This window comes from Pseudonocardia cypriaca (assembly GCF_006717045.1).
GTDB classification, from domain to species: domain Bacteria; phylum Actinomycetota; class Actinomycetes; order Mycobacteriales; family Pseudonocardiaceae; genus Pseudonocardia; species Pseudonocardia cypriaca.
This window is the reverse complement of the sequence record NZ_VFPH01000003.1, coordinates 758,508-782,873: the sequence shown is the minus strand read 5'-3', so window position 1 is coordinate 782,873 and position 24,366 is coordinate 758,508. Positions and strand designations below refer to the sequence as shown.

At 73.5% G+C, this 24,366-nt stretch carries 21 protein-coding genes; 16 read left to right on the top strand and 5 right to left on the bottom strand.

Annotated elements, in window-relative coordinates; all coding sequences use genetic code 11:
* Window positions 1-47 precede the first annotated feature (47 nt).
* From FB388_RS35445 to FB388_RS35435, 3 genes are all read left to right on the top strand, one after another.
* Window positions 48-1,646: an acyl-CoA synthetase gene (locus FB388_RS35445; RefSeq protein WP_142107034.1), complete on the top strand. Its 1,599-nt coding sequence runs from the start codon at window positions 48-50 to the stop codon at window positions 1,644-1,646.
* A 155-nt stretch (window positions 1,647-1,801) separates the two neighbouring features.
* Window positions 1,802-2,794, top strand: coding sequence for an MBL fold metallo-hydrolase (locus FB388_RS35440; protein ID WP_211362432.1), 993 nt, complete (start codon window positions 1,802-1,804; stop codon window positions 2,792-2,794).
* Between the two features lie 58 nt (window positions 2,795-2,852).
* Window positions 2,853-3,821: a LysR family transcriptional regulator gene (locus FB388_RS35435; protein WP_142107032.1), complete on the top strand. Its 969-nt coding sequence runs from the start codon at window positions 2,853-2,855 to the stop codon at window positions 3,819-3,821.
* Between the two features lie 18 nt (window positions 3,822-3,839).
* Here the strand turns inward: FB388_RS35435 and FB388_RS35430 are convergent, their stop codons facing one another.
* Entirely contained in the window at window positions 3,840-4,862 is a 1,023-nt protein-coding gene (locus FB388_RS35430; RefSeq protein ID WP_142107031.1) for a LacI family DNA-binding transcriptional regulator, read from the bottom strand.
* Window positions 4,863-5,002: 140 nt separating this feature from the next.
* Here FB388_RS35430 and FB388_RS35425 point away from each other — a divergent pair, with 140 nt between their 5' ends.
* The 7 genes from FB388_RS35425 to FB388_RS35395 are packed head-to-tail and all read left to right on the top strand — an operon-like array spanning window position 5,003 to window position 13,461.
* On the top strand, window positions 5,003-6,094 hold the full coding sequence (locus FB388_RS35425) for an ABC transporter substrate-binding protein (protein WP_211362431.1): 1,092 nt from the start codon (window positions 5,003-5,005) through the stop codon (window positions 6,092-6,094).
* Window positions 6,095-7,636 carry a sugar ABC transporter ATP-binding protein gene (locus FB388_RS35420; protein ID WP_342787955.1) on the top strand — a complete coding sequence of 514 codons (1,542 nt, stop codon included), beginning with the start codon at window positions 6,095-6,097 and terminating at the stop codon, window positions 7,634-7,636.
* Complete coding sequence (locus FB388_RS35415) at window positions 7,629-8,624, top strand: ABC transporter permease (RefSeq protein ID WP_142107030.1); 996 nt, start codon at window positions 7,629-7,631, stop codon at window positions 8,622-8,624. Before FB388_RS35420 ends, FB388_RS35415 begins: the two co-directional genes overlap by 8 nt.
* An 8-nt stretch (window positions 8,625-8,632) precedes the next feature.
* A complete protein-coding gene (locus FB388_RS35410) occupies window positions 8,633-9,610 on the top strand; it encodes an ABC transporter permease (RefSeq protein ID WP_142107029.1) in 978 nt (325 codons plus the stop codon).
* A gap of 26 nt (window positions 9,611-9,636) precedes the next feature.
* On the top strand, window positions 9,637-10,731 hold the full coding sequence (locus tag FB388_RS35405; protein WP_211362430.1) for a mandelate racemase/muconate lactonizing enzyme family protein: 1,095 nt from the start codon (window positions 9,637-9,639) through the stop codon (window positions 10,729-10,731).
* A complete protein-coding gene (locus FB388_RS35400) occupies window positions 10,728-13,016 on the top strand; it encodes a GMC family oxidoreductase (RefSeq protein WP_142107027.1) in 2,289 nt (762 codons plus the stop codon). Before FB388_RS35405 ends, FB388_RS35400 begins: the two co-directional genes overlap by 4 nt.
* A gap of 25 nt (window positions 13,017-13,041) precedes the next feature.
* The gene (locus FB388_RS35395) at window positions 13,042-13,461 is read left to right on the top strand and encodes a VOC family protein (protein ID WP_142107026.1); all 420 of its coding nucleotides are present in this window, start codon (window positions 13,042-13,044) and stop codon (window positions 13,459-13,461) included.
* Between the two features lie 5 nt (window positions 13,462-13,466).
* Here the strand turns inward: FB388_RS35395 and FB388_RS35390 are convergent, their stop codons facing one another.
* On the bottom strand, window positions 13,467-14,282 hold the full coding sequence (locus FB388_RS35390; RefSeq protein ID WP_142107025.1) for an NAD(P)H-binding protein: 816 nt from the start codon (window positions 14,280-14,282) through the stop codon (window positions 13,467-13,469).
* Between the two features lie 104 nt (window positions 14,283-14,386).
* Here FB388_RS35390 and FB388_RS35385 point away from each other — a divergent pair, with 104 nt between their 5' ends.
* Window positions 14,387-14,782, top strand: a complete 396-nt coding sequence (locus FB388_RS35385) for a winged helix-turn-helix transcriptional regulator (protein ID WP_211362506.1) — start codon at window positions 14,387-14,389, stop codon at window positions 14,780-14,782.
* On the opposite strand, the gene FB388_RS35380 is transcribed toward FB388_RS35385, so the two are convergent.
* Together FB388_RS35380 and FB388_RS35375 are read right to left on the bottom strand one after the other, a co-directional pair.
* Entirely contained in the window at window positions 14,771-16,714 is a 1,944-nt protein-coding gene (locus FB388_RS35380; RefSeq protein ID WP_142107024.1) for an acyl-CoA dehydrogenase family protein, read from the bottom strand. The two genes, FB388_RS35385 and FB388_RS35380, sit on opposite strands and share 12 nt — an antisense overlap.
* Entirely contained in the window at window positions 16,711-17,340 is a 630-nt protein-coding gene (locus tag FB388_RS35375) for a TetR family transcriptional regulator (protein ID WP_142107023.1), read from the bottom strand. The genes FB388_RS35380 and FB388_RS35375 overlap by 4 nt, the downstream gene beginning before the upstream one ends.
* Window positions 17,341-17,396: 56 nt before the next feature.
* Between FB388_RS35375 and FB388_RS35370 the strand changes: the two genes are divergently transcribed.
* From FB388_RS35370 to FB388_RS35355, 4 genes are all read left to right on the top strand, one after another.
* Window positions 17,397-18,686 carry an acetyl-CoA C-acetyltransferase gene (locus FB388_RS35370; RefSeq protein WP_142107022.1) on the top strand — a complete coding sequence of 430 codons (1,290 nt, stop codon included), beginning with the start codon at window positions 17,397-17,399 and terminating at the stop codon, window positions 18,684-18,686.
* Window positions 18,683-20,005, top strand: coding sequence for a 3-oxoacyl-ACP reductase (locus FB388_RS35365; RefSeq protein WP_142107021.1), 1,323 nt, complete (start codon window positions 18,683-18,685; stop codon window positions 20,003-20,005). The genes FB388_RS35370 and FB388_RS35365 overlap by 4 nt, the downstream gene beginning before the upstream one ends.
* Window positions 20,005-20,877 carry a MaoC/PaaZ C-terminal domain-containing protein gene (locus tag FB388_RS35360; protein ID WP_142107020.1) on the top strand — a complete coding sequence of 291 codons (873 nt, stop codon included), beginning with the start codon at window positions 20,005-20,007 and terminating at the stop codon, window positions 20,875-20,877. Before FB388_RS35365 ends, FB388_RS35360 begins: the two co-directional genes overlap by 1 nt.
* A gap of 84 nt (window positions 20,878-20,961) precedes the next feature.
* Window positions 20,962-22,512, top strand: a complete 1,551-nt coding sequence (locus FB388_RS35355) for an adenylate/guanylate cyclase domain-containing protein (RefSeq protein ID WP_142107019.1) — start codon at window positions 20,962-20,964, stop codon at window positions 22,510-22,512.
* Window positions 22,513-22,516: 4 nt separating this feature from the next.
* Here FB388_RS35355 and FB388_RS35350 read toward each other — a convergent pair whose 3' ends face one another.
* Window positions 22,517-23,422 (bottom strand): LysR family transcriptional regulator, encoded by a 906-nt coding sequence (locus tag FB388_RS35350; protein ID WP_142107018.1) that lies wholly within the window; start codon window positions 23,420-23,422, stop codon window positions 22,517-22,519.
* 122 nt (window positions 23,423-23,544) lie between these two features.
* On the opposite strand from FB388_RS35350, the gene FB388_RS35345 reads away from it, so the two are divergent.
* Window positions 23,545-24,366 (top strand): NAD(P)H-binding protein, encoded by an 822-nt coding sequence (locus tag FB388_RS35345; protein WP_142107017.1) that lies wholly within the window; start codon window positions 23,545-23,547, stop codon window positions 24,364-24,366.

The window sequence follows — 24,366 nt, the reverse complement described above, 5'->3', positions numbered from 1 at the left end:
CGATCCGACAGGTGCGCCGCCCGCGGACGGTCCGGCATCATCCGGACATGTCGTTCACCCCTGACACCGCCGCCGCGATCGCCCGCGCCCGCCAGCACGGTGTCGGCGACCTGCTGCGGCGCACCGCCTCGCGGTACCCGGACAAGCTCGCGGTGGTGGCCGGCGAACGCCGGTTCACGTACGCGGAGTTCGACGCCGCGGTGAACCGCACGGCCAACGCGCTCGCCGCCCGCGGCGTGGCGAAGGGCGACCGGCTGGCGTTGCTGTCGCGCAACTGCTGGGAGTTCGGGGTGCTCGCGTTCGCCACGGCGAAGCTGGGCGTGGTCCTCGTGCCGGTCAACTTCATGCTCGGTCCCTCGGAGATCGCTTTCATCCTCGGCCACTCCGGGGCCACCGGGATGGTCGCGCAGGACGCGTTCACCGCCACCGCGGAGCAGGCGCTGGCCGAGGCCGGGCTGACCGGGGGCGTGCGCGGTCGCATCGGCGGGGTGGCAGAGGGCTGGGAGGACGTCGCGGACTGGTGGACGGTGGGCCCGGCGGACGACCCCGAGGTGGCCGTCGCCGACGACGACCCGCTGCGGCTCATGTACACCTCCGGCACCGAGTCGCGGCCCAAGGGCGTGATGCTCTCGAGCCGGTCGCTGATCGCCCAGTACGTCTCCTGCGTGATCGACGGCGGGATGAGCGCCGACGACATCGAGGTGCACTCGCTGCCGATGTACCACTGCGCCCAGCTGGACTGCTTCTTCTCCGTCGACGTCTACCTGGGCGCGACGAGCGTCATCCTGCCCGGGCCGGACCCGGCGGCGCTGCTGGCCACGATCGAGTCCGAGCGGGCCACCAAGCTGTTCTGCCCGCCGACGGTGTGGATCTCGCTACTGCGTCATCCGGACTTCGACACCCGCGACCTGTCCAGCCTGCGCAAGGGCTACTACGGCGCGTCCGCGATGCCGGTCGAGGTGTTGAAGGAGCTGCAGCGGCGGCTGCCCGACGTCGAGCTCTGGAACTTCTACGGCCAGACCGAGATGGCCCCGCTCGCAACCATCCTGCGGCCCCACGAGCAGCTGTCGAAGGCCGGTAGTGCGGGCCGCGCGGCGATCAACGTGGAGACGGTGCTGGTCGACGAGGCGGGCGAACCGGTACCGCCGGGCGAGATCGGCGAGATCGCGCACCGCAGCCCGCACGCCGCGCTTGGCTACTACGCCGACGAGGAGAAGACCGCCGATTCGTTCCGCGGCGGCTGGTTCCACTCCGGCGACCTGGGCGTGATGGACGCCGACGGCTACCTGTCCGTCGTCGACCGCAAGAAGGACATGATCAAGACGGGCGGCGAGAACGTGGCGAGCCGGGAGGTCGAGGAGGCGATCTACCTCCTCGACGGGGTGGCCGAGGTCGCCGTGTTCGGGATCAGCCACCCGCACTGGATCGAGGCGGTCACCGCGGTCGTCGTCCCGAAGCCGGACGCGGCGCTCACGACCGACGCCGTGCTCGCCCACGCTCGGCAGCACCTCGCCGGCTACAAGTGCCCGAAGTACGTGGTGTTCGCCGAAGCGCTGCCCAAGAACCCCAGCGGGAAGATCCTCAAGCGGGACCTGCGCGCCCGGCACGGGGATCTCGCCACCCGGGACGGCGCGACCACGTCCTGACGTTCCCGCTCGTCGTTGCTCCGCCCGCACCGTGAAGCGGTGCTTGACGGTCGTTGCCGCATCCGCCGTTGTTCGCCTTCCGCGCGCCTCGAATGCTGGTCGGGGGCGGCGGTTCGGCCGTCCCGCTCCCGTTCCGAGGAATGCAGGTGGTGCGCGTGCCCAGCCGTCGTCGACCGATCAACCCCCGTCCCCTGGTCGCGGTGCTCGCGGCGGCCGTGCTCACCGGGTGCACCGGTGCGGCGGCCACCGCGGTGGACGAACCGGTCGAACGGCCCGTCGGCAGGTACGCATCGGCGAATCCCGGATCGGTCAACACGCTGTGGATGGAGGGGCCGCAAGGCCTCGTCGTCGTGGACGCGCAGCGGTCGATGACCGACGGCCGGCGCGCGGTCGCCGAGGTGCGGCGCACCGGGCGGCCCGTCGCCGCGATCCTGATCACGCACGCGCACCCGGACCACGTCGGCGGTATCGGAGTGTTCAGCGAGGCGTTCCCGGAGGTGCCCGTGTACGCCTCCGGAGCGACGGCGACGACGATCGCGACCGACGGCCAGGGCTTCTACGAGCTGACGCGCGGGCTGCCGGGGGCGGACTACGCGGCGGAGATGACGGTCCCGGACCGGCTGATCGCGCCGGGCGAGGTGCTGGAGGTCGGCGGACTGCGGGTCGAGACCGCCGAGTTCGGGCCCGGTGAGAGCGAGTCGGCCACCGCGTTCTACGAGCCGGCGTCCGGAGCGCTCTTCGCCGGCGACCTGGTCGCAGCCGAGATGACGCCGGCCCTGCTGGAGGGGCACAGCTGCGGCTGGCTGACCGACCTCGACCGGCTGGAGGCACGCTTCCCCGACGCCAGGACGATCCACCCGGGGCACGGCGACCCGGGTCCGGCCGACGAGCTCGTCGCGGCCCAGCGCGACTACCTCCGGGAGTTCCGGGAGCTGGTCCGCACCGCGACCGCTGCGGGCTCGCCGGGCGGCGCGGCCGTCGACGAGGCGGAGCGGTCGAGCATCATCGCCGGGACCGAGCGCTCCTACCCGGGCTTCCCGTCGGTGGCGTCGCTGCCCACGCTCATGGACGAGAACGTGCGGGCCGTGGCCGCGGAGATCGCCGCGGAGGACCTGGCGACGCTGCCACCGAGCTGCCGGGGGTCCTGACGTCGAACGGGCACCCGAGCGGTAGCCGGGAGCCGCGGGAGTCGGCGAGACTGCAGCGGTGCTGGCGGCGGGCGTGGAGATGAGGGACATCGAGACGGTGCTCGTGCTCGCCGAGGAGCTCCACTTCGGCCGGACGGCCGAGCGGCTGAAGGTGTCGACCGCTCGGGTGAGCCAGGTGGTCCAGGCGGTCGAGCGCCGGATCGGCGCCCCGCTGTTCGAGCGCACGAGCCGCCGCGTCGGCCTCACGCCGCTCGGGAAGTCGCTGGTCGCCGAGCTGCGCCCGGTCGTCGCCGCGCTCGACCGGGCCATCGGCACCGCGAAGGACCGGTCGCGCACCACCCGCACCGCCGTGAGCATCGGGCACTCGGTGACCGTCAACGACGTCCCCGAGCTCGACGCCCTCATCAGCGCCTTCGAGTCCCGCTGCGCGAACCGGCGCGTGCTGCGCCTGCGGTTCGACAACTTCACCTACTTCCAGTCGATGGTCCGCGGCGAGCTCGACCTGTGGATCACCTGGTGGCCCGGCGCGTTCCCCCCGGAGGAGGAGGGGCTGCGCGGCGGACCGCCGATCGCGCTCCGCGACCCCGTGCTGCTCGTCGGCCGGCGGCACCCGCTGGCCACGCGGACCTCGGTCGCGCTCGACGACCTGGCGGTCCACCCCGTGCTGGCCATGCCGTCCACGCAACCGGCCCTGTTCCGGAAGTGGTGGGTGCCGCGGACGGCGCCGAACGGGCGTCCGATCGCCACCGTCGAGGGTTCCTGGAGCGTCGGGACCTTCCAGGAGCTCGCCTGGCACCTCGAACCCGGTGACCTGGGCTGGTTCACGGCCGCCAGGACACCGGAGCGGATGGCGATGCCACCGGGCGTGGTGGCCGTGCCGGTGCGCGACGCCGCGCCGTTCGCGCTGCTGCCGCTCTGGCGCCCCGCTGCCGAGACCCCGGCGATGCGGGAGTTCATCGACGCGATCTCGTGGCGGGCCCGCGCCGACCAGCCCGCTGTGTCCGCGGTCCCGGGGGGCGCCGGCTGAGCCGGCGACGCCCCGGGTTCACGGCAGGCGCCGGACCGACCCCCGCTCGACGATCGCCGGTGGCACGCGGATGGCGACGTCGGCCGCGGGCCCGCCCGCGAGCTGCTGCAGCACGGCGTCGACCGCCGCGGCCCCCAGCTCCAGCAACGGCATCGCCACGCTGGTGAGCGGCGGGTCGAGGTAGCCGGCGAGCGGGAGGTCGTCGTAGGTGACCACGGAGACGTCCGCGGGCACGTGCAGCCCCCGGGTGCGGATCGCGTGCAGCGCGCCGACGGCCTGTCCCAGGGTGCTGCAGTAGACGGCGGTCGGCCCGGGCTCCCGGTCGAGCAGCCGGCCCGCCGCCGATGCGCCGCCCTGCTCGCTGAACTCGCCGCGAGCCACCAGTTCGGACGGCAGCCCGAGCGCGCGGACCGCGTCGACGAACCCGCGCTCGCGCAGCCGGGCGGGTTGCAGGTCCGCCGGCCCGGACACCATGGCGATCCGGCGGTGGCCCATCCCGTGCAGGTACCGGACGGCGGTGGCGCTCGCCGCCGCCAGCTCCATCGCCACGTTGCGCCCGGACCCGGGGACCTCCCGGTTGACGAAGACGTGCGGGATCCGCGCCAACCGGGCCGAGGAGAGCAGCCGGTGGCCGGGCCGGGCCGACGCGATGAGGAGCCCGTCCACCCGCCCGGCCTCGACGAGGTCGGCGAACGCCTCGTCGGCGCCGTCGTCGGCGGTGTCCTCGGCCAGCAGCACGACGTACCCGTGCTCGCGGGCCCGGCGGTAGGCGCCGCGGATGATCCGCGAGTACACGGGGTTGGCGAGGTCGGGGATCAGCAACGCGAGTGCCCGCGTCTCGGCGCCCGCCAGGGCGCGAGCACCGGCGTGTGCCCGGTAGCCCAGCTCCAGCGCGGCCGCGCGGATGCGCTGCCGCGTCTCCGGGCGGACGTTCAGCGACGGGTCGTCGTTCAGGACCCGGGATACGACCGACTTGGTGACCCCGCAGCGGCGCGCCACGTCGATGAGCCGGACGCGGTCGCCGGCCGACGGGTCGTCCACCCTGCCCTCCCCGAGAGGTCGCCCTGCTGGAAAACCGGTTTCCACCAGGAAGGTACGGGTTGACGCCGGAGGGTCGGAAGGGCACCGTGGGCAGGTCGGAAAACCGGTTTCCCGGATCCCAACGACGGGATGGAGACGGCATGCGAGCCAGGTCGACCGCGGTGCTTGCCGGACTGCTGACGATGGCCCTGAGCGTGGCGTGCTCGAACGACGCCGCGGCGCCGGGCTCAGGGGGAGGCGGGCCCGCGGCGGCCCCGGCTGCGGCCGACTGCCCGCTCGCGAGCGCCCCCGATCCGGGCAACTCGGCTCCCCCGCAGAACGTCCCCATGGCCACCGCCGCCCCGAAGGTGCAGGTGAAGGACACCTACCGCGTGGCCTTCAGCCAGAACGCCAGCAACAACCCGTGGCGGCTCGCGGAGACCGCGAGCATGCAGGCGGAGGCGGAGCGGCTCGGCTACCAGCTCACCGTCACCGACGCCAACAACGAGCAGACCAAGCAGATCCAGGACATCAGGGGCCTGATCGCCCAGCGCCCGGACGCGCTGTTCATGGCCCCGATCACCGAGCAGCTCGGCAACGTGGTCGCCGAGGCCGCGGACGCCGGCATCCCGGTCTTCCTGCTCGACCGCGACGTGGACACGAGCGTCGCGAAGCGCGGCGAGGACTACGTCACCGTGATCGTCTCCGACTTCGTGCAGCAGGGCAGGCGCGCGGCCTGGGCGATGGCCAAGGCCACGGGCGGCAACGCCACGATCATCGAGCTGGAGGGCACCACGGGCTCGTCGCCCGCGATCGACCGGAAGACCGGCTTCCACGAGGCGATCGGGCAGTGCCCCGGTATGCGGGTGGTGGTCTCGCAGTCCGCGGACTTCACCCGCGCCGAGGGGCAGAGCGTCGCCGAGACCCTGCTGCAGTCGCACGCGGACGCCACCGCGGTGTACGCGCACAACGACGAGATGGCGCTCGGCGCGATCTCCGCGATCCGCGCCGCCGGCAAGGTGCCCGGCCAGGACATCAAGGTCGTTTCCATCGACGGCTCGCGGGACGCGCTCACCGCGGTCGACTCAGGGGAGCTCTTCGCCACGGTCGAGTCGAACCCGCGGTTCGGCCCGCGGGCGTTCCAGGCCCTGCAGCGATACGCCCAGGAGGGTCAGGTGCCCGTGCAGCAGATCCTCGAGGACCGGCTGTTCGACTCCTCCAACGCCGCCGAGTTCATCCCCGAGGCCTACTAGGTGGACGTGCCTCTCCTGGAGATGCGGGGGATCTCCAAGGCCTTCGCGGGCGTCCCCGCGCTGGTGGACGCGTACCTGGCCGTCGAGCCGGGCGAGGTCCGCGCCCTGATCGGCCAGAACGGCGCCGGGAAGTCGACGCTGATCAAGGTGCTCACCGGCGTCCACCACCGGGACGCCGGGGAGATCGAGTTCGCCGGACAGGTGGTCGACTTCGCCTCCCCGCAGGACGCCCAGCGCGCGGGCGTCGCGACGATCTACCAGGAGGTCAACCTCATCCCGTACCGCTCGGTGGCGGAGAACGTGTGCATCGGGCGGGCACCACGGCGGTTCGGCCTGATCGACTGGCGGGCGGTGAACGCCGAGGCGACACAGCGGCTCGCCGCGCTCGACGTGCACGTCGACGTCACGCGGCCGCTCTACGAGTTCCCGATAGCGACGCAGCAGATGACGGCGATCGCGCGGGCGCTGTCGTTCGACGCCCGGCTCGTCGTGATGGACGAGCCCACCTCGTCGCTCGCCGAGCACGAGGTGGCGATCCTGCTCGACGTCGTCCGCAGGCTGCGCGCCGACGGGGTGGCCGTCCTGTTCGTCTCCCACCGCCTCGAGGAGCTGTACGCCGTTGCGGACACGATCACCGTGCTGCGCGACGGGCGGGTCGTCGCCGACGCCCCGATCCGGGAGCTGTCCCGCTACGAGGTGGTGTCGAGGATGCTGGGGCGCGCGCTGACCGAGTCGGAGCGGCGCGGCCAGCACGTCGGGGCCATGCGCGGCACGGACGCCCCGACCGTGCTGGAGGCCCGTGACCTGCGGCGACCGCCCGTCCTGAACGGCTCGTCGGTCGCGCTGCGGGCAGGCGAGGTGGTCGGGCTCGCCGGGCTGCTCGGATCGGGCCGCTCGGAGACCGTGCGGGCGCTGTTCGGGGCCGATCCGGTGGCCGATGGCGAGATCGTCCGCTCCGGGCGGCCGGTGGCCTTCGGCTCGCCGCGGGACGCGATCGAGGCGGGCATCGGTTTCTGCTCGGAGGACCGCAAGGCAGAGGGGATCATCCCGGACCTGTCGGTGCGGGAGAACCTCACGCTCGCCCTGCTCCCGCGCCTGACCCGGCGGGGGATCGTCGATCGGGCCCGGCAGCAGGAGATCGTCGACCGGTTCGTGCAGCGGCTCGGGATCCGGCTAGCGAACCCGGACCAGAAGGTGAGCGAGCTCTCCGGCGGCAACCAGCAGAAGGTGCTGCTGGCCCGCTGGCTCTGCACGCAGCCCGAGGTCCTGCTGCTCGACGAGCCGACCCGCGGCATCGACGTGGGCGCGAAGCAGGAGATCCAGGAGCTCGTGGGTGAGCTCGCCGACGGCGGGGTGGCGGTGCTGCTGGTCTCCGCCGAGCTGGAGGAGCTGATCGACGCGTGCGACCGGGTACTGGTGCTGCGCGACGGCACGACCGTGGCCGAGCTGGACGGTTCCGCGATCGGCCAGGAGGCGATCCTGCACGCGATGGCCGAGGGCTCGGCGGCGGGCGACGCCCGCGAGGAGCGCGCCGATGGCTGAGGTCACGACCTCCCGCCCGCCCGAGCCGGCCGTCCCGCCCACCCGGCCGTCCCGCGGGCGGTCGTGGGCAGGCGTTGCGCGCGAGTACGGCGCGGGGATCCTGCTGGTGCTGCTGTTCGCGTTCAACGTGGCATTCACGCCGAACTTCCTGACGGTGCAGTCGCTGGTCGACGTCCAGCTGCGGCAGGCGGCGCCGGTCGCGATCGTCGCGCTGGGGATGGCGCTGGTGATCGCGGTGGCCGGGATCGACCTGTCGGTCGGGTCGGTGATGGCGATCGCCGGTCAGGTCGGGGCGCTCATGCTGCTCGCGGGCGCCGGGCCTGCGGTGGCGGTGCTGCTGGCGGTGCTCGCGGCCGCGGTGTGCGGGCTGGCCAACGGCACGCTCGTCGTCCGGTTCGCGGTGCAGCCGATCATCGCGACGCTGATCCTGTTCATCGCCGGGCGGGGCATCGCGCAGCTGCTGTCCGGCGGGCAGCTCATCGGCTTCCGCGACCCGTCCTTCCAGTTCCTCGGGCTGGGCCGGATCGCGGGCATCCCGATGCCGGTGGTGCTGATGGCCGTCGTCGCGGCAGCGCTGTGGTTCGTGGTGCGCTACACCGCGTACGGCCGCACGCTGCTCGCCACCGGTGGCAACCCGGCGGCGGCCCGGCTGGCGGGAGTCCGCACCGGCCGGGTGCGGATGGCCGCGTACGTCACCTGCAGCACGCTCGCCGGGCTGGTCGGCCTCGTCGTCATCGGCATCACGAGCGCGTCCGACGCCAACAACGTCGGGCTCGGCGTGGAGCTGGACGCGATCGCGGCGGTCGCCGTGTCCGGCACGCCGCTCACCGGCGGCCGGATCTCGGTGATCGGCACGCTCGTCGGTGCCGTGATGCTGCGGCTGCTGCAGAACACGCTGGTCGCACAGGGCGCGCCGCGGGAGATCGCGCAGATCGTCACCGGGGTGGTCATCGTGATCGCCCTGTTCGTGCAGCTGCGCAGCCGGTAGGAGGATCGATGTCCACCCGTTCGCTCGCCCGGCTGCTGCAGCAACAGGGCGCGCTGATCGCACTGGTCGCCCTCGTCGTGTTCGGTGCGCTGCGCTACGGCGAGAACTTCGCCACCGGCTTCAACGTGCAGAGCGTTCTCGCCGACGACGCCAAGTACGCCCTCGTCGCGCTCGGGATGTGCTTCGTGATCATGACCGGCGGGATCGATCTGTCGGTCGGGTCGGTGGTCGCCCTCGGCGGGGTCGTGGCCGCGCAGCTCAGCGGGGCGGGCCTGCTGCCCGCGATGCTGGCGGCACTGGCCGTCGGGGCCGCGGTGGGGGCGGTCAACGGCGTGCTCGTGGCCCGCTACCGGCTCGCCCCGTTCCTGGTGACGCTCGCGACCCTGCTCGTCGCGCGCGGGTTGGCGCTCTACCTCGCCGACGCGCGCTCAGCGGTCGCCGACCCGTCCGCGGGGTTCACCGACTTCGGGGCGTGGCGCCTGTTCGGGGTGCCGGTCGCGTTCTGGCTCGTCGCGGCGCTGTTCGCCCTCGGTGCGCTCGCGCTGCACAGCACCGACTTCGGCCGCAACGTGCTCGCCACCGGTGGCAACGAGGAGGCCGCCCGGCTGATGGGCCTGCCGGTCGACCGCACCAAGTTCGCCGTCTACGTCCTGTCCGGCGCGCTCGCCGGCATCGCGGGCGCCTTCCTCGCCGCGCAGAGCGCCTCCGTGGACGCCGCGGCCGGGCAGGGCTGGGAGCTCACGGCGATCGCCGCCGTCGTGGTCGGGGGCACGCTGCTGACCGGCGGCGTCGGGTCGGTGTTCGGCACGCTCGTCGGTGTCCTGCTGCTGCAGCTGATCTTCAACCTCATCGTGTTCGAGAACAGCAGGGGCGGGATCCAGATCAGCTCGTACTGGGAGTCGGTGATCCGCGGCGCCTTCCTGCTCGCGGTGGTGCTCCTGCAGGTGCGACTCACCCGCCGCGGCCGCACGTCCGCGCCCGCCTGACCTAGCGAGGAGCCCAGTTGCCCGTCGTGGCCACCGTCTCGACCGACTTCTACCAGGTGCCGCTCCCGGTGGTGCTCACCGACTCGACGCACGGGGTGATCCCCCACTTCGAGCTGGTCACCGTGCGCGTCGAGGACTCCGACGGCGCCACCGGGCTCGGCTACACCTACGCGGTCAACTCCGGGGCCGAGGCGTTCGCCGTGCTGGTCGACCGCTACCTCGCGCCGGTCGTCACCGGCGAGGACGTCGACCGCACCGAGCACGTCTGGCAGCGGATGTGGTGGGCGCTGCACTACGCGGGCCGCGGTGGGCACGCCACCTCGGCGATCTCGGCCGTCGACATCGCGCTGTGGGACCTGCGGGCCCGCCGCGCCGGGCAGCCGCTGTGGCGCTTCTTCGGCGGCTACGACCCGCGCGTGCCGGTGTACGCGGGCGGGATCGACCTGGACTTCCCGGTGGAGCAGCTGCTGGAGCAGGCCGACCGGTTCCGCGAGCACGGCTTCCGGGCGATCAAGATGAAGGTCGGGCGCGCCGACTGGCGCGAGGACGTCGAACGGGTGCGGCGGATGCGCGAGCACCTCGGCGACGGCTTCCCGCTGATGGTCGACGCGAACATGAAGTGGTCGGCCGACCAGGCCGTGAAGGTGGCCAGGGCGCTCGCCGGGTTCGACCTGGTGTGGCTGGAGGAGCCGGTCATCCCCGACGACGTCGCCGGGCACGTTCGCGTGCTGCGCGACGGCGGGCTGCCGGTTGCGGCGGGCGAGAACCTGCACACGCTCTACGAGTTCCGCCACGTCATGGAGGCCGGTGCGGTGACCTTCCCGGAGCCGGACGTGTGCAACGTCGGCGGGATGACCGTGTTCCGCAAGGTCGCCGCGCTCGCCGAGGCGCACAACCTCCCCGTCACCTCGCACGGCGCGCACGACCTCACGGTGCACCTGATGGCCGCCGCTCCGAACCGCACGTACATGGAGGCGCACGGGTTCGGGCTCGAGGCCTACCTCGCCGAACCGATGCGGGTCGAGGACGGCGTCGCGGTCGCGCCCGAACGGCCGGGCCACGGCCTGGAGTTCGACTTCGACGCCCTGCGCCCGCACCGGATCGGCGGCACCGCGGCATGACGGTCGACCCGGACCGTGACGGGCTGGTCAGCCTCAACCCGTACGAGGCCCGCACGGTCGCCGCGGTGTTCGAGCGGATGTTCCCGCCGGGCGAGGACTGGCCCGGCGCGGTGGCGCTGGGCGCCGTCACGTACCTGGACCGGGCCCTCGCCGGGCCGGATCAGCACCTGCGCGATGCCTACCACCTGGGGCTGGCGGCGCTCGACCGCGCGGCCCGCGGCGCCCACGGCCGCGGCTTCGCCGACTGCGCGCCCGAGGAGCAGGACGAGCTCGTCGCCGGGCTGGAGGCCGCGCGCCTGCCCGGCTTCCACGTGCCCGAGCAGCACGGCTTCTTCTGCCGGCTGCGAGCGCACCTGCAGGAGGGCCTCTTCGCCGACCCGGCGCACGGCGGCAACCGCGACCGCGGCGGCTGGCGGTTCCTCGGCCACCCCGGGGTCTGGCTGGAGCACGCGGCCGATGACCACCTGAGCCCCGAGCCCGTGACGAGGGGCGGCGAGGTCAGGGCGCTCGCCGACGCCGGCTACCGGCTCGGCGGGGCGGCCGAGGAACCGCCGCCGGAGATCCCCGGCTACGACCCGCAGCGCGCGGCCGTCGAACCGCCTGGGCCCGCGGACGTGGTGGTCGTCGGGATGGGCGCGGTGGGCGCGTTCGTGTCGGCGCTGCTGGTGGACGCCGGGCTGCGGGTCGTGGGGTTCGAGGCGGGCGGCTGGCGCCACCGCGGCGACTACCACCCCGACGAGCTGTCGGCGGCCTACTACTGCCGCGGCGACATGGGCCCGAAGTACCTCGCCGAGGCCCCGACCTGGCGGCGCGACGAGGGAGGGCCGACCCGGCCGATCCCGTTCAGCCTCGGCCGGATGATGAACGGCGTCGGCGGCTCGATCGTGCACTGGGGCGGGGCGCTGCGCCGGATGCACCCGCACCACTTCGCGTTCCGCACGCACGTCCTGGAGCGCTGGGGCGCGGACGTGCTGCCCGAGCACTCGACGCTCGTCGACTGGCCGGTGACCTACGCCGACCTCGAGCCGTACTACGACCTCTGCGAGCGGATCGCGGGTGTGGCGGGCGACCGGCACGGCAACCCGTTCGTCCCGCGGTCCACCGACTACCCGATACCGCCGCTGCGCCCGACGACCAAGGGCCTGCTGTTCACCGAGGCCGGCCGTGCGCTGGGACTGCACCCGCACCCGACGCCGGTGTGCGTCAACAGCGTGCCCTACAACGGCCTGCCGGCCACCCGCTACCACCCGTGGAGCGCGGGGTTCGGGTCGTTCCACGACGACCGCTGGAACCCGGGGCTGACCTCGGTGCCGCAGGCGCTGGCGACCGGCCGGCTGGACCTGCGCACGCACTGCCGCGTGCTGCGGCTGCTCACCGACGCGGACGGCCACGCGGACGGCGTGGAGTACGTCGACCCGCTCGGCGTGGTGCGCACGTTCCGCGCCCGGACCGTGATCGTCGCGGCGTACACGTTCGAGACGGTGCGGCTGCTGATGCTGTCCGGTGGACTGGGGGGTTCCACCGGACAGCTCGGCGCGCACTTCATGGTCAAGCAGTGGGGCGACGTGTACGGCTGGTTCCCGGACACGGTGTTCAACGCCCACACCGGCCCGGCCGCGCAGATGGTCACGCTCGACGACTTCGACGCGGTGGGCTTCGACGGCGTGGCGCACGGGTTCGTCGGCGGGGCCAGCCTGAACGTCGAGAACCAGCAGCTGCCGCTGCAGATCGCCCGCGACCCGCTGCCGCCCGGCGTCCCGAGCTGGGGGCCGCGCTACCAGGAACACCTGCGCGGCTGGCAGCACGTCGCCGCCGTGCGCATCCAGCCCGACTCGCTGTCGTACACGACCGACTTCCTCGACCTCGACCCCCGCCACCGCGACCGCAGCGGCCTGGGCCTGCCGGTGCTGCGGGTCACCACCGACATGCGCGAGAACGAGCACCGCCTGCAGGACTTCATGCAGCAGCAGTGCGACCGGATCCTGCGGCGGATGGGCGCCACGCTCACCTGGAACGGCCCCCGCTACCGCGGCGTGGCGAGCAGCCACGACCTCGGCGGCGCGCGGATGGGCGAGGACCCGCGCACCTCCGTGGTCGGCCCGGACCTGCAGGTGCACGACACGCCGGGGCTCCACGTCTTCAGCGGCGCCGTGTTCCCGACCTGCGTCGGCGTGAACCCGCACCTGACGCTGATGGCGCTGACGGCGCGCGCCACGGAGCAGCTGGTGCGCGCACTGGGCGGCGCGGTCGCGCAGGCGGCGGTTCGGATTCAGGACGGGAAGTGACCGTTGCGGACGAGATCGTCGGTGCATGACCGAGACGACCACCCGCCCCGCCGACCTGCACGCCTACCTCGGCTACCGCGACGCGCCCGCCGCGGTCGCCTGGCTGGAACGGGCCTTCGGCTTCACCACCACCATGTCGTTCCCGGACGACGAGGGCGGCATCGCCCACGCGGAGCTGCGCCGGGGCGACGCCGCGATCGTGGTGTTCAGCGACCGCGACGGCTACGAGCGGCCGCCGCGCAAGGGCGACACCTGCGGCATCGGCCTCTACGTCACCGTCGCGGAACCGGCCGACGTCGACGCCGTCCACGCGACCGCGGCCGCAGCGGGCGCGACGACCGTGTGGACGCCCGATGGGAACGAGTGGGGCAGCTACCGCTGCCGGGTGGTCGACCCCGAGGGGGTGGAGTGGACCTTCGGCACCCACCGCCCCGGGGAGTCCTGAACCCGTCAGGAACCCAGCGCGGCCTCGACGGCCGCGCGCAGTCCCACTGCTGGGCGGCCGAGCAGCTTCTCCAGGTCCGCGGACGGTTCGGAGAAGAGCCCCGAGGCGATCAGCTGGTGGACGAAACCCGCTTGGCCGAGCTCCTCGACCGGGACCGGCCGGTAGGCGACGTCCTTCCCGGAGACCTCGGAGACGGTGCGGGCGAGGTCGGCCAGCGTCCAGACCGGGCCGCGCAGCTCGTAGACCGCGCCCTCGTGACCCTCGCCGTCCACCGTGACGGAGGCGGCGACGCCGAGGTCGGCGATGGTCGCGAGGTTGACCGGCACGCCGTTGTCGGCGCCGAGCAGCTCGCCCGAGTCGGCGGCCGCGCGAAGACCGGGGTTGACCAGCACCTCCATGTAGAAGGTGTTGCGCAGCAGGGTGTGCGGGAGGCCCGACTCGGCGAGCAGCCGCTCGGTGGCGGTGTGGTCGGCGAGGAACCCCTGACCGTCCTCGGCGCCGATCGCGCTGGTGTAGACGATCCGCCCGACCCCGGCGGCGACGGCGGCGTCGATCGCGTTGCCGTGCTGGCGGGCGCGTGCGCCGGGGGTGATGTCCGGCGAGGAGACGAGGAGCAGGACGTCGGCGCCGCTGAACGCCGTGCGCAGGGAGGTGGGGTCCTCGTAGTCGCCGCGGCGGACGTCCACCCCGCGCTCGGCGAGGTCGGCGGCCTTGCGCGGGTCGCGGGCCACCGCGACGACCTCGGCGGCCGGCACCCGCGTCAGCAGGTCCTCGACGGCCACGCGGCCGAGCTTCCCGGTCACCCCGGTGATGACGTACATGCAACTCCCCGTTCGCTGGTGTCTGGAACGGTACTGACCGTATGCTCGGTACTCTCTCTTGGTAAGTACGTACCTCGAGGTGAGCACCGGAGGTCGACGTGAGCATGCAGGTCATCGAGGCCATGAGCATGGGCCGGGGTGACGTGTTCGACAGCCGGTGCCCGGCGCGCGGCGTGCTCGACCACGTCACGAGCAAGTGGGCGGTGCTCGTGCTGGTCGGCCTCCGGGCCGGCCCGCTGCGCTACAGCGCGCTGCGCCGGGCCATCGGAGGGGTGAGCGAGAAGATGCTCGCCCAGACGCTGCGCACGCTCGAGACCGACGGCTTCGTGCACCGCGAGGTCGCGCCCACCACGCCACCGCAGGTGACCTACGGCCTCACCGGCCTCGGGCAGGAGGTCACCGTCCACCTCGCCGGGCTGCTGGAGTGGATCGACACCCACATCCCCGACGTGCAGCAGGCGCGCGCCGACCGGGCCGCAGGGGATGTCTCAGCCCACTGAGGCGAGGTCGCTCGGCTCGTCGCGGGACGGGGCCGGCATCGGGCTGCCCGGCTCGCGCTCGCCGTTCAGCAGCGGGCAGTCCAGCCACGTCTCCGGGATGCCGAAGCCGTCGACGAGGGTGCGGGCGTGCGGGCGCAGGCGCCCGCAGAGGGCGTTGACCGCCTGCGTGACGGCCTTGGTCCGCCCAGGCGTCAGGTATGCGTGCTCGATGAAGAACGCGCGGTCGTTCTCGATCACCGACAGCGCGTAGAGCCGGAGCACGTCCGCGAGCAGGCCGCGCACGGCCGGGTCGGTGGTGCGGTCGACGGCGGCGGCGAAGGAGTCGAACACGATCCGGTCGACGTGGGCGCGGGCGGCGACGAGCAGGTGGTCCTGGGCGCCGTTGAAGATCCCGAACTGGTCGGCGCCGGGCGCGAGCGCCTTGCGCATCCGCTGCGCCGCGTTCGCGAGCAGGTGCTGCTCGCGTTCGACGAGCAGCCACCGCTGGTAGCCGCGGTCGCGGATGTCGCCGCGGCGGACGACGGCGCGCAGGCCGGTGCGCTCGGCCACGGCGCCGGCCACCAGGCCGGCGGCGAAGCGGGCCTTGCCGGCCAGGTCCAGCCGGCGGATGCGGCGGCCGTAATCCGACAGCAGCGTCTTCGCGACGAGCTGCAGCAGCACGGTGTTGTCGCCCTCGAACGTGGTGAACACGTCGGTGTCGGCCTTGAGCGTCGGCAGCAGGTTCTCGGCGAGGTAGCCGGCGCCGCCGCACGCCTCCCGGCAGGTCTGGATCGTGGCGGTGGCGTGCCAGGTGGCCACGGCCTTGATGCCGGCGGCGCGGGTCTCCAGGTCGCGCTGGCGCCACTCGTCGCCCTCGGCCCCGGGGGTCTGCAGGTCGTGCATGTCGGAGACGAGGTCGCTCTGCGCGAAGTGCAGCGCGTAGGTGGTGGCGAGCGCGGGCAGGAGCTTGCGCTGGTGCACGAGGTAGTCGAGCACCACGACCTCCTCGCCGGTGGCGGGATCAGCGAACTGCCGCCGCACGGCGCCGTAGCGGATGGCCAGCGCGAGCGCCTTCTGCGTGGCGGTGCCTGCGCCCCCCGCCACGCTGATCCGCCCGCGGACGAGCGTGCCGAGCATCGTGAAGAACCGGCGGGTCTCGTTGGCGATGGAGCTGCTGTAGGTGCCGTCCTCGGCGACGTCGCCGAACCGGTTGAGCAGCGCATCGCGCGGCACGCGCACGTGGTCGAACGTCAGCCGGCCGTTGTCGACGCCGTTCAGGCCCGCTTTCCGGCCGCAGTCGCCGATCGTGACCCCTGGCAGCGCCGCTCCGCTCTCGTCGCGGATCGGCACCAGAAGCGCGTGCACGCCGTGCGACTGCCCCTGCGTGACGAGCTGCGCGAAGACCACGGCCATCCGGCCGTCCCGGGCGGCGTTGCCGATGTAGTCCTTGCGGGCGCCCGGATCCGGGGTGTGGATCTCGAACTCCCGCGTGGCCGGGTCGTACGTGGCGGTGGTGCGCAGGTGCTGCACGTCCGAGCCGTGGCCGGTCTCGGTCATCGCGAAGCAGCCGAGCAGCTCGCCCTCCATGATCGGCTTCAGGTAGCGGTCGTGGTGGCGTGGCGTGCCGAGCACCTGCACCGCCCCGCCGAAGAGGCCCCACTGGACACCGGCCTTGACCAGCAGTGACAGGTCGCCGTACCCGAGCATCGCGAACGCGGTGACGACACCCCCGACGTCGCCCCCGCCCCCGTACGCCGGGTCGAAGCCTTGCCGTGGCCGCCCGGTGTCCGCGAGCAGGCGCAGGTTCTCGGTGGTGAGGGCGCGGTACTCCTCGGTGGAGAGGTTGGGGTCGGGGTTGAACGCGAGCTGGTCCATCTGGGCGCGGATCTCGTCGCGGACCTGCGCCCACCTCCCGTCGAGGACGCGCTGCAGCGCGAGCGGGTCGACCGTCATGACGTCTCCTCCTCGGTGCCGGCGGCCACCCCGGACAGCCCCGCCCAGGCGAGAGCGGTCAGGTGATCCGCCAACTGGTCCCTTGTCATACCCGCCGGACGGGCGATCCAGTTGTCGGCCGCCGACCGGACCATGCCGACCACTCCGTGTCCCCACGGCACCGCCGGCGCGGGATCGGCGCCCGCGGCGGCCAGCTGCTCTGCGATCACGTCCGCGACGTGGTCGCCGATCAGGGAGACGAGGTCGGCGACCAGGTCGGCGTCGGCCAGCGGCCGGTGCACCACGAACCGGTACACCTCCGGGTCGTGCTCGATGAGCCGCAGGTACGCCGCGATGGCGGCAGCGGTCTTCGCACGCGCGCCGGGGGCACCGTCCATCGCCGCGCGGACCTGCCCGAGCAGCACCTCCGCCACCCGTTCGCAGACCGCGACGTAGAGCTGGGTGCGATCGGCGAAGTGCCGGTAGACCGCGGTCTTGCTCGTGCTTGCCGCCGCGGCCACGTCATCCATGCCCGCGCCCGCGCCGTGGGCGCGGATGGCGGCGATGGCGGCGTCGGTGAGCTCGGTACGCCTGGTGCGCCGGTGGGCGTCCCACCGGCTGGCGCGCCGATCCCGTACCGACTTCACGACACTGACGGTACCGGGTACTTTGGGTACCGGCTACTCGTGGGTAGGAGACCGACATGCCGGAGACCCGGAGGAAGGCCGCCGTGATCGGCGGCAACCGCATCCCCTTCGCCCGTGCGAACGGCGCGTACGCCCGCGCGTCCAACCTCGACATGCTCACCGCCACGCTCGACGGACTCGCGGCCCGCTTCGGCCTCGCCGGACAGCGGCTCGGCGAAGTGGCCGGGGGCGCGGTGCTCAAGCACAGCCGCGATCGGGACCTCACGCGCGAGGCCGTGCTCGGCAGCACGCTCTCGCCGTACACGCCCGCCTACGACGTCCAGCAGGCCTGTGGCACCGGTTTTGAGACCGTCGTCCTGGTGGCCAACAAGATCGCGCTCGGGCAGGTGGACAGCGGGATCGCCGCGGGCGTCGACACCGCGAGCGACGCGCCGGTGGCGCTGAACGACGACCTGCGCCGCGTGCTCATGGCCCTCAACGCCGCGAAGACGGTCGGGGCGCGCCTCGCAGCGCTGCGCGGGCTGCGACCGGGCCAGATCGTGCCGGAGATCCCGCGCAACGCCGAGCCGCGCACCGGGCTGTCGATGGGCGAGCACGCCGCGATCACCGCCCTCGACTGGCAGGTCGGGCGGGAGGAGCAGGACGGGCTCACGGTCGCGAGCCACCGCAACCTCGCCGCCGCCTACGACCGCGGCTTCTTCGACGACCTGGTGACGCCGTTCCTGGGCCTCACCCGGGACCAGAACCTGCGCCCGGACACATCGGTGGAGAAGCTCGCCAAGCTGAAGCCCGTCTTCGGCAAGGGCGAGGGCGCCACCATGACGGCGGGCAACTCCACCCCGCTCACCGACGGCGCCTCGGCCGTGCTGCTCGGCTCCGACGAGTGGGCCTCCGAGCACCGGCTGCCGGTGCTCGCGCACGTCGTGGACGCCGAGACCGCTGCCGTCGACTTCGTCCATGGACATGACGGGCTGCTCACCGCGCCCGTGTACGCCGTGCCGCGGCTGCTCGAACGCAACGGCCTCACCTTGCAGGACTTCGACTTCTACGAGATCCACGAGGCGTTCGCGTCCACCGTGCTCGCCACCCTCAAGGCGTGGGAGGACCCCGCGTTCGCGAAGGAGCGCCTCGGCCTCGACGCCCCGCTCGGGTCGATCGACCGGTCGAAACTGAACGTCGCGGGCTCTTCGCTCGCCACCGGCCACCCGTTCGCGGCCACCGGCGGCCGGATCGTCGCCACGCTCGCGAAGCTGCTGCACGAGAAGGGCGCCCCGGCCCGCGGTCTGATCAGCATCTGCGCCGCCGGTGGTCAGGGCGTCGTCGCGATCCTGGAGGCGGCCCGATGAAGGACACGCTCCGCGACCTGTCGCAGTACCGGCTCGTCCAGCGGCTCGGGGTGCCGCGCATCCCGGTGCTGCGCCGCTACGCACCCGGTCAGCCGCTGCTGGACGGCCCGGCGCTCGTCGGAGCGGTCGGCAAGGGTGGGCTCGTCGACGACGTCCGCGCCCTGCTCGCGGAGGCAGGCGTCGCCGAGGCGGGCGAGGAGGGCAAGGTGGCGGCGGCCGTGCTGGACGCCACCGCGGCGCGAACCCTCGACGACCTCGCTGCCGCGAGGGAGTTCCTGACGCCCGCCGTGCGCCGGCTCGCCCCGTCCGGGCGGCTCGTGCTGCTCGGCCCGGTCGGCTCCGCCGATGACGTGGAGGCCGCGGCCGTGGCGCAGGCGTTCGAGGGGCTGGTGCGGTCCGCCGGCAAGGAGGTGCGGGCCGGGGCCACGGCCAACCTGCTCGTCGTCGCGCCCGACGCAGGCGCGGACGCGCTGGCCTCGACGCTGCGGTTCTTCCTGTCCGGGCGCTCGGCGTTCGTGTCCGGGCAGGTCGTGCGGGTCGGGGCACCGGTCGGGCCGGTGGAGCCGGGCGATCCGGCACAGCCGCTCGCCGGGCGGATCGTCGTGGTCACGGGGGCCGCGCGCGGGATCGGCGAGGCCATCGCCGACACCCTGCACCGCGACGGGGCCACGATCGTCGCCGTCGACGTGCCGGCGGCTGGCGACGCGCTGGCCCGCGTCGCCAACCGCACCGGCGGCACCGCGCTGCAGCTCGACATCACCGCCCCCGACGCACCCGCCAGGCTGCTCGCGCACCTGCGCGAGCGGCACGGCCGCGTCGACGTCGTGGTGCACAACGCCGGCATCACCCGCGACAAGCTGCTCGCCAACATGGACGCCGACCGCTGGAACGCCGTCCTCGCGGTCAACCTGCGCTCCCAGCTCGCGATCAACCAGGCGCTGCTCGCGGACGCCGACCTGCTCGGCGACAGCGCCCGCATCGTCTGCATCTCGTCGATGAGCGGGATCGCCGGCAACCGCGGGCAGACGAACTACGCGGCCAGCAAGGCGGGCGTGATCGGGATGGTCCGCGCGCTCGCGCCGCAGCTCGCCGGGCGGGGCGCCACGATCAACGCCGTCGCGCCGGGCTTCATCGAGACCGCGATGACGGCGAAGATGCCGCTCGCCACCCGGGAGGCGGGCCGGCGGGTCAACAGCCTCCGGCAGGGCGGGCTGCCCGTCGACGTCGCAGAGGCCGTCGGCTGGCTCGCCCAGGCGGCGACGGCGGGCGTCACCGGCCAGGCGGTGCGCGTGGACGGCCAGAACATGCTGGGGGCCTGATGCCGACCGTCGTCGAGCGGCCGCCGCGCCTCGGCGGCCTCTACGCGAAGGCCGCGCTCGGCGCCGTCGGGCGCCGAGGCCGCGAGCTGCCGAGCACGGAGCTGCTGCGCGAGAACGTCACCGTCGACCGCGATCACCTCGCCGAGTACGCCCGGGTGTGCGGGTTCCCGGTGGCGGACGCGCTCCCGGTGACCTACCCGCACGTGCTGGCGTTCCCGCTGCAGGTCGCGCTCATGGCGCAGCGGTCGTTCCCGCTGCCGCTGCCCGGTCTCGTGCACCTGCGCAACCACATCACCGTCCACCGCGGGATCGACGCCGCCGAGTCCCTCGCCGTGCGCGTGCACGCCGAGGGGCTGCGGGCGCACCCGAAGGGCGCGCAGGTCGACCTCGTGGCCACGATCGATGCCGCGGGCGAGGAGGTGTGGGAGGGCCGCAGTACCTACCTCGCCCGCGGCGCCACCGCACCGGAGGGCGCGCCCGAACCGCCGGAGCTCCCCGGGGTTCCGGACGGCCCGCCGGTGGCGACCTGGCGCGTCGACTCGGGTACCGGTCGCCGCTACGCCCACGCGAGCGGTGACGTCAACCCGATCCACCTGCACCCGTGGACGGCGAAGGCGTTCGGCTTCCCCCGGGCTATCGCGCACGGCATGTGGACGGCCGCGCACGCGCTCGCCGCACTGCAGGGCCGGCTCCCGGGCGCGCTCACCTACGACGTGGTGTTCGGCAAGCCGCTGCTGCTCCCGTCGACGGTGCAGCTGCACACGAGCCCGACCGAGGACGGGTGGGCGCTGGAGGTCCGAGGCCGCAAGGGCCCCCACCTCACGGCGCGCATCGCACCCGACGTCCCGACGAACGGCGCGTTCGTCGGATAGGTACCGACGAACGCGCCGCTCGTCGGAACGTGGGCGCGGCTTTGCCTGCGAGGGGTTCGTCCGAACGGGCTAGGCTCGGCGCTCATGGCGCGCACGAGGCGGGTCCGGCGATGGGTCATCGACTGGCCCGCCCGGATCGCGCTCGCCGTCGTCGTGGTGTTCGCGAACCTCGGCGGCGCGGTGGTGGTGTTCGCTCTCGCGGCCTGGGTGCTGCCGGAAGGGCCGCTCGTCGACCCGGGGCGGGTGCGCACGCTCAACGTCGTCGCGTTCGGTCTGTACATGGCCGTGGCGGTTCCCATCGGCCTGCTTTGGGGCAGGCGGCGGTTCCGGCTGCGTCCCGGTGAGGCCGACGCCGAGCAGCGCCGGGCACGGCGGATGGTGCTGTACGGGCCGCTGCGGCTCGTCACCGTGCAGGGTGCGCTGTGGGCGCTGGCCGCCATCGTGTTCCTGCTGCTCAACCTGCCGTACTCGCTGCGACTCGCGGCGTCCGTCGGCGAGACGATCGTGCTCGGCGGCGTCACGACGTGCGCGCTGGCGTACCTGCTCAGCGAGCGGATCCTGCGGCGCACGGCGGCGAAGGTGCTCACCGCGCACCCGCCGCAGCCGCGGCGCGGGCTGCCCGGGATCGTCGTGCGGTCGCTGCTGTTCTGGGCGCTCGGTACCGGTGTGCCGGTGGTCGGGTTGATGGTGATGGCCGTGTCGGCGCTCGCCCACGGCGACGTGCCGGCCTCCCGGCTCGCAGTGATCATGCTCGCGCTCGGCGGTACCGCGCTGGGCGCGGGCCTGCTCGTGACGGTGGGAGCCGCTCGCGCGGTGGCGGACCCGGTGAACGCGGTGCGTCGCGGGATGGTCAAGGTGCAGCACGGCGAGCTCGACGCGACCGTCACGGTCTACGACGGCACGGAGCTCGGGCAGCTGCAGTCCGGCTTCAACACGATGGTGGCGGGCCTGCGCGAGCGGGAGCGCATCCACGACCTGTTCGGTCGCCACGTCGGCCGTGACGTGGCGCGGGCGGCAGCCGCGGCGGGCGAGGTGCGCCTCGGCGGGGAGGTCCGTTGCGTCGGCGTCCTGTTCGTGGACCTGGTGGGGTCCACGGCGCTCGCCGCCGAGCGGCCGGCCGAGGAGGTCGTCGGCCTGCTCAACCGGTTCTTCGCGGTCGTCGTCGAGGTGGTCGAGGAGCACGACGGCTGGATCAACAAGTTCGAGGGTGACGCCGCGCTCGCCGTCTTCGGGGCGCCGGCGGACGGGACCGACCCGGCGGGCTGCGCGCTCGCCGCCGGGCGGGTGCTGGCGGCCCGCCTCGCCGCGGAGGTGCCCGACGTCACCGCGGGCATCGGGATCTCGGCGGGCGACGCGGTGGCGGGCAACGTCGGCGACGTGCGCCGCTACGAGTACACCGTGATCGGCGACCCGGTCAACGAGGCTGCCCGGCTCACGGAACTGGCCAAGGCGGTGCCCGGCCGGGTGCTGGCCTCGGCGCGGGCCGTGGAGATGGCCGCCGACGAGGAGGCCTCCCGGTGGGAGCTCGGCGATGCCACCGTGCTCAGGGGCCGCACCGCCCCCACGCGCCTCGCCACCCCGCGGGACCACGGCTCGCTGCAGCACGACGACACCGCGACCGCAGGCGCTCGCTGACCCGTCACCCCTGGAGCGGGTTCGGGGATCGCGCGACCACGTCCCGTGCCACCTGCGTGAACGCCCGGATCCGGTGGGTCTCGGCCGTGGTGCGCCAGATGAACCGGCGCTCCCTCGGCAGCCCGTCGCGGATCGGGACGTATGCGATGTCCGGCCTCGTGTCGAAGCGGGCCGCGTGCTCTGGGACCGGGAACATCCCCTGGCCGGCGCCGATGAGGGACAGCATCTCCTGCACCGTGCTGAACTCGTGGCCGCGCTCGATCGGCCTGCCGCCAGGGGTCTTCGGCGGCACCAGGCTCTCGTCCAGGTAGCCGGGGAACGAGCGGGGCCGCAGCACCTTGTCGCGGGCCAGGTCCTCGAGCGACACCGACGCGTGCCGCGCGAAGGGGTGGCGGGCCGAGACGGCGAGCACCGTGGGTTCGGAGAACAGGACCGGGCTCACGGCGATGTCGGGTTCGGCGACCTTCACGGGAACGAGGACGAGGTCGACCTCGTCGCCGCGGAGCAGGTCGAGGAAGTCGCTGTAGCGGGCTTCCTGCACCTGCACCCGGCAGGCGGTGTGCACCGCGTGGAACGCGGCGGCCACCTGGTGCAGGAACTGGCCGACGGCGGTGCCGATGAAACCCACGCGCAGCTCGCCGTCGATGCCGCGACCCGCGGCGATCGCCCGGTCGATGCCCTCCAGGATCTGCAGGTGGGCGGGCCGCAGGTCCGCCTCCAGACGGCTGCCGATCGGGGTCAGGGTGACCCGGCGGCTGGTCCGCTCGAACAGCGCGGCGCCGATCCGCCGCTCCAGCTTGCTGATCGTCTGGCTGACCCGGGCGGTGGAGACGTGCAGGCGCTCGGCGGTGCGGCCGAAGTGCAGCTCATCGGCCAGCGTCAGGAAGATCTCGATGTCGCGCCGTTCCACCGTGAACCCCGAATCGTGAACCCGTGGGTTAACGACCGTTCCACACATGGTCGTTGTTGCCAATCCCGTTCCGGCCGATCGTCGAGTCGTACAGGAACGGCGAACAACCAAGGAGCGACGACATGACCGAGAACTTCACCCTCGTCATCGGCGGCAACGGCAAGACCGGCAGGCGCGTCGTGCAGCGGCTGACCGCCCAGGACCGGCCGGTACGCATCGGCTCCCGGTCCGGCGGCGTCCCCTTCGACTGGGAGGACCCGGCCACCTGGGCGCCCGCGCTGGAGAACGTGGACGCCGCCTACGTGTCCTACTACCCCGACCTGGCCGCACCCGGGGCGCCCGCGGCGATCGGTGCGTTCGCCGAGACCGCGCTGAAGTCCGGCACCCGGCGGCTGGTGCTGCTGTCGGGCCGCGGCGAGGAGGAGGCCCAGGCCAGCGAACAGGAGCTGGCGGCATCGGGCGCGGACTGGACGGTCCTGCGCTGCAGCTGGTTCAACCAGAACTTCGACGAGAGCTACCTGCTCGACCCCGTCGTCGCCGGACACGTGTACCTGCCGGCGGGCGACGTCGGAGAGCCCTTCGTGGACGCCGACGACATCGCCGACGTCGCGGCCGCGGTGCTCACCCAGGACGGTCACGTCGGCCGGATCTACGAGCTGACCGGACCCCGGCTGCTCACCTTCCCCGACGCCGTCGCCGCGATCTCCGCGGCCACCGGCCGCACGATCGGCTACACCCGGATCCCGGTGGAGGACTTCGCGGCGTCCATGATCGCCGACGGCGTGCCCGCTGACGTCGTCGAGCTGCTGAAGTACCTGTTCACGTCCGTGCTGGACGGCCGCAACGAGAGCCTGTGCGACGGCGTCCAGCAGGTGCTGGGCCGGCCCGCCCGGGACTTCGCGGACTGGGCCCGCGCCACGGCCGCGACCGGCGTCTGGAACTGA

Coding starts and splice junctions, on each gene's coding strand:
- FB388_RS35445 (WP_142107034.1), top strand. CDS start 48: ATGTCGTTCACCCCTGACACCGCCGCCGCGATCGCCCGCGCCCGCCAG.
- FB388_RS35425 (WP_211362431.1), top strand. CDS start 5,003: ATGCGAGCCAGGTCGACCGCGGTGCTTGCCGGACTGCTGACGATGGCC.
- FB388_RS35415 (WP_142107030.1), top strand. CDS start 7,629: ATGGCTGAGGTCACGACCTCCCGCCCGCCCGAGCCGGCCGTCCCGCCC.
- FB388_RS35410 (WP_142107029.1), top strand. CDS start 8,633: ATGTCCACCCGTTCGCTCGCCCGGCTGCTGCAGCAACAGGGCGCGCTG.
- FB388_RS35400 (WP_142107027.1), top strand. CDS start 10,728: ATGACGGTCGACCCGGACCGTGACGGGCTGGTCAGCCTCAACCCGTAC.
- FB388_RS35395 (WP_142107026.1), top strand. CDS start 13,042: ATGACCGAGACGACCACCCGCCCCGCCGACCTGCACGCCTACCTCGGC.
- FB388_RS35390 (WP_142107025.1), bottom strand. CDS start 14,282: ATGTACGTCATCACCGGGGTGACCGGGAAGCTCGGCCGCGTGGCCGTC.
- FB388_RS35385 (WP_211362506.1), top strand. CDS start 14,387: ATGCAGGTCATCGAGGCCATGAGCATGGGCCGGGGTGACGTGTTCGAC.
- FB388_RS35380 (WP_142107024.1), bottom strand. CDS start 16,714: ATGACGGTCGACCCGCTCGCGCTGCAGCGCGTCCTCGACGGGAGGTGG.
- FB388_RS35370 (WP_142107022.1), top strand. CDS start 17,397: ATGCCGGAGACCCGGAGGAAGGCCGCCGTGATCGGCGGCAACCGCATC.
- FB388_RS35365 (WP_142107021.1), top strand. CDS start 18,683: ATGAAGGACACGCTCCGCGACCTGTCGCAGTACCGGCTCGTCCAGCGG.
- FB388_RS35360 (WP_142107020.1), top strand. CDS start 20,005: ATGCCGACCGTCGTCGAGCGGCCGCCGCGCCTCGGCGGCCTCTACGCG.
- FB388_RS35355 (WP_142107019.1), top strand. CDS start 20,962: ATGGCGCGCACGAGGCGGGTCCGGCGATGGGTCATCGACTGGCCCGCC.
- FB388_RS35345 (WP_142107017.1), top strand. CDS start 23,545: ATGACCGAGAACTTCACCCTCGTCATCGGCGGCAACGGCAAGACCGGC.